The following is a 5,158-nucleotide window of genomic DNA, read 5'->3' on the forward strand; positions in this document are numbered from 1 at the left end:
GGCCGGTGCGGGGGAGGTCGGGCCGCAGTTGAGCCTGCCTGTACGGGAGGTACGGGGCGATGTGCAGGGCGGGTTGTTCTGAAGGCAGCCACACCGCCGCCCTGGACGCCGTCACGGCCAGAGGCGCGGCGGTCTGCGCCAGCGCGACGGGGGACGACAGCGGATGCCGCCCGGGGCCGACTCTCCGACGCCGACCTCCGGATGCCGCCCCCGGATGCCGGTCCCCGACGACGGCCGACGACGGCCGACGACCGCCGACGACGACGGCGCCAGTGCGCGGCGGCGGACAGCGCGGATGTCTTGGACAGCGACGGTGCCATGGACGGCGCCGGCGGTCACCGTGCCATGGACGGCGCCGGGGATCACGGTGTCACGGACAGCGCAGGCGTCACCGTGTCATGGACAGATACGGCACGCGTGCCGAGAGTGGAGGCCATGAGCGATCAAGGGGTGGACGAGCGAGAGGCCGTGCGGGCGTTCCGCGAGCGGGTGGGGCTGCCTGGCCTGGTCGACGTGCACACGCATTTCATGCCCGACCGGGTGCTGAAGAAGGTGTGGGCGTACTTCGACAGCGCCGGGCCGCTGGTCGGGCGTGCCTGGCCGATCAGGTACCGGCAGGAGGAGGACGAGCGCGTCGCGCTGCTGCGCGGGTTCGGCGTGCGTGCGTTCACGTCGATGCTGTACCCGCACAAACCGGGCATGGCGGTGTGGCTGAACGGCTGGGCGGCGGACTTCGCCGCCCGTACGCCGGACTGCCTGCGCACGGCGACCCTGTTTCCGGAACCGGGCGTCGAGGCGTATGTGAAGGATGCGGTCGCGAGCGGGGCGCGGGTCTTCAAGGCGCATGTGCAGGTCGGCGGGTACGACCCGGGCGATCCGCTGCTCGATCCGGCGTGGGGGCTGCTCGCCGAGGCAGGCGTGCCGGTGGTGATGCACTGCGGCTCGGGGCCCGTGCCCGGTGCCTTCACCGGCCCGGGGCCGGTGGCCTCGCTGCTCGCGCGGCACCCGCGGCTGCGGCTGATCGTGGCGCACCTCGGCATGCCCGAGTACGCGGACTTCATGGCGCTTGCCGAGCGGTACGGGGAGGTGCGGCTGGACACGACCATGGCGTTCACGGACTTCGTCGAGTTCGACGCTCCCTTTTCGAGGGACCGGGAGACGCTCGCGCGACTGGCCGCCCTGGGGGACCGGGTGCTGCTCGGGACGGACTTCCCGAACATCCCCCATCCCTACCGGCACCAGCTGGAGGCCCTCGAATCGCTGGGGCTCGGTGACGACTGGCTGCGAGCGGTCTGCTACGGAAACGGAGCGGCGCTGTTCGGAGTGGGTGAAGGTCCCGGCACGGTCCCGGGTCCGTAGGCGGGCGGCGCCTTCTGAAACATTCCTGAGAGGCTTTTCTCAGGCAATTCACAGAAAGCGGCAAGACGCCTCTCAGAGGCTTTGCCGAGGGTGAGGAGTATGACCATCACCTCGCCCCGCGGGCGTACCGAAATGCTGAAGCCGGACGGGAGTCCCGTCCGCGTACTCGTCGTCGACGACGAGGCGTCGCTCACCGAGCTGCTCTCGATGGCCCTGCGGTACGAGGGATGGGAGGTGCTCAGCGCGGGCGACGGTGCCTCGGCGATGGACTCGGCGCGGGACTTCGCCCCCGACGCGGTGATATGGGACGTCTCGCTCTCCGGCGCTGTCGCGGCGGCCGGTGCGGGCGGGGCCGCGGCCGGGAGCGCGGCGGGCTCCGTCGGCTCGGGGCCGGGCGGGAGCGTCGCCGGCGCCGGTCACAGTGACGGCGGCGGTGACGGTGGGGCGCCGAGTGGTGCGGGAGCGGAGGCGGTGGACGCCCGTGCCGTGCTGAGGCGGCTGCGGACCGAGCTGCCGCAGGTGCCGGTCCTCTTCCTGACCACCAGGGACGGTGTCGAGGAGCGCATCGCGGGCCTCACAGCGGGCGGCGACGACTACGTCACCAAGCCGTTCAGCCTGGAGGACGTGGTGGGCCGGCTGCGCGGGCTGATCAGGCGCTCCGGGGTGGCCACGGTGCGCAGCGAGTCGATGCTCGTCGTCGGTGACCTCACGCTGGACGAGGACAGCCACGACGTGACGCGAGGCGGGGAGTCGATCCACCTGACGGCGACGGAGTTCGAGCTGCTGCGCTACCTGATGCGCAATCCGCGCCGGGTGCTGAGCAAGGCGCAGATCCTCGACCGCGTGTGGTCGTACGACTTCGGCGGCCAGGCGAACGTCGTCGAGCTGTACATCTCGTACCTGCGCCGGAAGATCGACGTCGGGCGTCCGCCGATGATCCACACGCGGCGCGGCGCCGGTTACCTGATCAAGCCGGGGGAGCCGGGCACCGTCCGCTGAGGCCGGGCGGCGCGGACGATTGAGGCAGGGCGGCGCGGACGGTCGAGGGGCGAATTTTCCCGGTATGCACGAAGGCGGTACCCGGGACGCGGGGAAAGGATCACCACCAGCCACGGCATAACATCCTGAACCGGGTGGATCATGGGGCGGGTACGGGAAGGCGTACGGAGAGCGGCTCGTCGGGCCGCTCTCTGCGAGCGGGCGTTGAGCGCGTCCACCGCCCGATCCGTACCACCCGCTGAAGGGTCCGGCACCACCCGGCCGGAAGGAACCGAGGAGGCTGGCCCATGGTCGCCGGAACCGATCGCGCGAAGCGTCCTGCCCGGACGAGCGTGTGGCTGGAGGGCCGGCCGAGGGTCCGCGGGCGCCGCCACGAGCGGCCCGAGCACGCGCAGGCCGGCGCCGGGGCGGGCGGTGACTCCACGAGCCTGGACCGGGACCGGATCACCGAGGTGTCCGTCATGTTGCTGGACGCCGAAGGGCCGGAGAAGTTCTCCATGCGGCGCCTGGCGGCGGAGCTCGGGGTGACGGCCATGTCGCTGTACTGGTACGTGGACACCAAGGACGACCTGCTGGAGCTCTCCCTCGACCATGTCTTCGGCGAGGTCCAGGTGCCGGATGTGACGGGCGGTGAAGGACCGGACTGGCGGGAGCGGTTGCGGGCCCTGGCGGCGAGTTACCGGTCGGTGTTCGTGCGGCACCCGTGGGCGTCGCCGCTCATCGGCAAGTACCTCAACATCGGCCCGTGCGCGACCCTCTTCTCCAACGCCGTGCAGTCCGTGGTCCGCGACACCGGCCTGCCGCCGTACGTGCAGCGGGGCGCGATCTCGGCGGTCTTCCAGTTCGTCTACGGATTCGGCACGATAGAGGGCCATTTCGTGCAGCGGTGCGCGGACGCGGGCCTCAGCCAGGACGAGTACTACCGGCTCGCGATGGGGTCGATCAGCGAACAGATCGACGAACGGCCCGGCCTGCGGGCAGCGTTGGCGAAGGGCGGCGGCCTCATGGGCGCGCGCGGCGGCGCGACGGTGCACGAGCGGCGGGAGCGGGACTTCGGGATCGCGCTCGACCTGCTGGTCGCGGGCATCGAGGCCATAGGCGCACGCGGCGGGACGGACGACGACCGCGACCGCCCCGCCGGCCCGACCCGCGTTACGGAGACCGGCTCCACGGACACCGGGGGCGCGGAGACCAGGGGCGCGGACGGCGACGGAGGCAGCGCCGCCTGAGTCCCGCGCACCGCCCGCAGGCCGACTACGTGCCGGGCGGGCCCGGAAGCCGCCCGCCGCAGCGCAGCCGCCGCCCGTCAGTTCTCGGGGGCCAGGTGTGCCGGGAAGCCTCCGGTGGCCAGCGGGCTCCAGCGCTCGGGCGTGATGCGGATGATGGACTTGCCCTGCTTGACCATCGCCGCGCGGTACTCGTCCCAGTCGGGGTGTTCGCCGGAGATGTTGCGGAAGTACTCGACCAGCGGCTCGACGGACTCCGGGATGTCGAGGACCTCGGCGGTGCCGTCGACCTGGACCCAGGCGCCGTTCCACTCGTCGGACAGCACGATCACGCTGACGCGCTCGTCGCGCTTCGCGTTCTTCGTCTTGGCGCGCTCGGGATACGTGGAGACGACGATGCGGCCGGCGTCGTCCACGCCGCACGTCAGCGGCGAGCCCTGGGGGCGGCCGTCGGAGCGGGTGGTGAGGAGGATGGCGCGGTGCCGCGGCCGGACGAAGGCGAGGAGTTCGTCACGGCTGACGACGGTGTTCGTTGCGATGTTGGGTGCCATGGCGGCAGCCTACGACGACTCGCCGGGCCCGGCGGCGGGCCCGGCGAGCGCGACACGTCCGCGGCGCCGGGCCGCGCGGCGGGTCACGGCATGGGCGGCAGTTCGCCCTGGACGGCCTCGATGTGCAGTTCCACCCTCAGTACGGCACCGACCATCGCGATGCCGGCCTGGAGGACCTGGTTGTAGTTCATCTGGAAGTCCTCGCGGTGCAGCTCCGTGGTCGCGTGGAAGGCGGCGCGCACGCCGCCCCACGGGTCGGCGCCGGTGCCCAGGTACGACAGCGCGAGGTCGACGTCCCGCTCGATGCCGTGCAGCGCGAGCTTGCCGTGCACGGTCCACCGGTCGGTGCCGGCCGGTGTGAGGCCCGTACTGCGGAAGGTGATCTCAGGGAAGGTCTCGACGTCGAGGAAGTCGGGCGACTTCAGGTGCTTGTCGCGCAGCGCGTTGCCGGTGTCGACGCTCGCCGCGCCGATGACGGCGTTGACGTGCGAGGCGGTGTACTCGCCGCCCCCTGCGGCGCCTCCCTCGACGACCTCGATCGTGCCGCCGAACTCGTTGAACCTGCCGTGGACGCTGGCGATGCCCAGGTGCTGGGCCACCACGCTCACCGCGGAGTGCGCCGGGTCGATGCTCCACGATCCCGGAGGCGGCAGCTCGAACCCGCCCTGCCGGGCGAGGACGACCGTCCCGACGTCCGCCCGGCCGCTCGCGGTGACCAGGGCGGTCGCCGCCGACGGCGTGTAGCCGACGGCCGTCACCACGACCGTGTACGGGCCGGGTGCCAGCGTCTCGGACGCGGTGACGACGCCGTCCGGGTCGGCCGTGGCACGCAGCACCTGGTTGCCGCCTGTGTCCGTGAGGGTGACGACGGCGTGCTGTACGGCCCAGCCGTCCCGCGTCCTCACCTGTGCGCGAAGTCCCATCCCGCGTTCTCTCCTTGGTCTCGCTGTGTGACGAGGCGCGGCCGGCTCTGTCGCCTGCCGCCGCCTCCGGGACGGCTCGGGGCGGGCGGCGCCGCCCGCG

At 72.3% G+C, this 5,158-nt stretch carries 5 protein-coding genes; 3 read left to right on the forward strand and 2 right to left on the reverse strand.

Annotated elements, in window-relative coordinates:
* The first annotated feature begins 435 nt into the window (after positions 1–435).
* From LCE31_RS36450 to LCE31_RS36460, 3 genes are all read left to right on the forward strand, one after another.
* Positions 436–1,359, forward strand: a complete 924-nt coding sequence (locus tag LCE31_RS36450; protein ID WP_225022226.1) for an amidohydrolase family protein — start codon at positions 436–438, stop codon at positions 1,357–1,359.
* A 99-nt stretch (positions 1,360–1,458) separates the two neighbouring features.
* Positions 1,459–2,358, forward strand: coding sequence for a response regulator transcription factor (locus LCE31_RS36455; protein ID WP_225022227.1), 900 nt, complete (start codon positions 1,459–1,461; stop codon positions 2,356–2,358).
* A gap of 287 nt (positions 2,359–2,645) precedes the next feature.
* On the forward strand, positions 2,646–3,587 hold the full coding sequence (locus LCE31_RS36460) for a TetR/AcrR family transcriptional regulator (RefSeq protein ID WP_225022228.1): 942 nt from the start codon (positions 2,646–2,648) through the stop codon (positions 3,585–3,587).
* Between the two features lie 77 nt (positions 3,588–3,664).
* Here the strand turns inward: LCE31_RS36460 and LCE31_RS36465 are convergent, their stop codons facing one another.
* The gene (locus LCE31_RS36465) at positions 3,665–4,135 is read right to left on the reverse strand and encodes a PPOX class F420-dependent oxidoreductase (RefSeq protein ID WP_225022230.1); all 471 of its coding nucleotides are present in this window, start codon (positions 4,133–4,135) and stop codon (positions 3,665–3,667) included.
* A gap of 83 nt (positions 4,136–4,218) precedes the next feature.
* Positions 4,219–5,058, reverse strand: a complete 840-nt coding sequence (locus LCE31_RS36470; protein WP_225022232.1) for a YceI family protein — start codon at positions 5,056–5,058, stop codon at positions 4,219–4,221.
* Positions 5,059–5,158: the final 100 nt, after the last annotated feature.

It is taken from the genome of Streptomyces sp. 8L (assembly GCF_020176795.1).
In the GTDB taxonomy this organism is placed as follows: Bacteria; Actinomycetota; Actinomycetes; order Streptomycetales; family Streptomycetaceae; genus Streptomyces.

Excerpts from the sequence above, each read along its gene's own strand:
- LCE31_RS36450 (WP_225022226.1), top strand. The coding sequence starts at position 436 with ATGAGCGATCAAGGGGTGGACGAGCGAGAGGCCGTGCGGGCGTTCCGC.
- LCE31_RS36455 (WP_225022227.1), top strand. The coding sequence starts at position 1,459 with ATGACCATCACCTCGCCCCGCGGGCGTACCGAAATGCTGAAGCCGGAC.
- LCE31_RS36460 (WP_225022228.1), top strand. The coding sequence starts at position 2,646 with ATGGTCGCCGGAACCGATCGCGCGAAGCGTCCTGCCCGGACGAGCGTG.
- LCE31_RS36465 (WP_225022230.1), bottom strand. The coding sequence starts at position 4,135 with ATGGCACCCAACATCGCAACGAACACCGTCGTCAGCCGTGACGAACTC.
- LCE31_RS36470 (WP_225022232.1), bottom strand. The coding sequence starts at position 5,058 with ATGGGACTTCGCGCACAGGTGAGGACGCGGGACGGCTGGGCCGTACAG.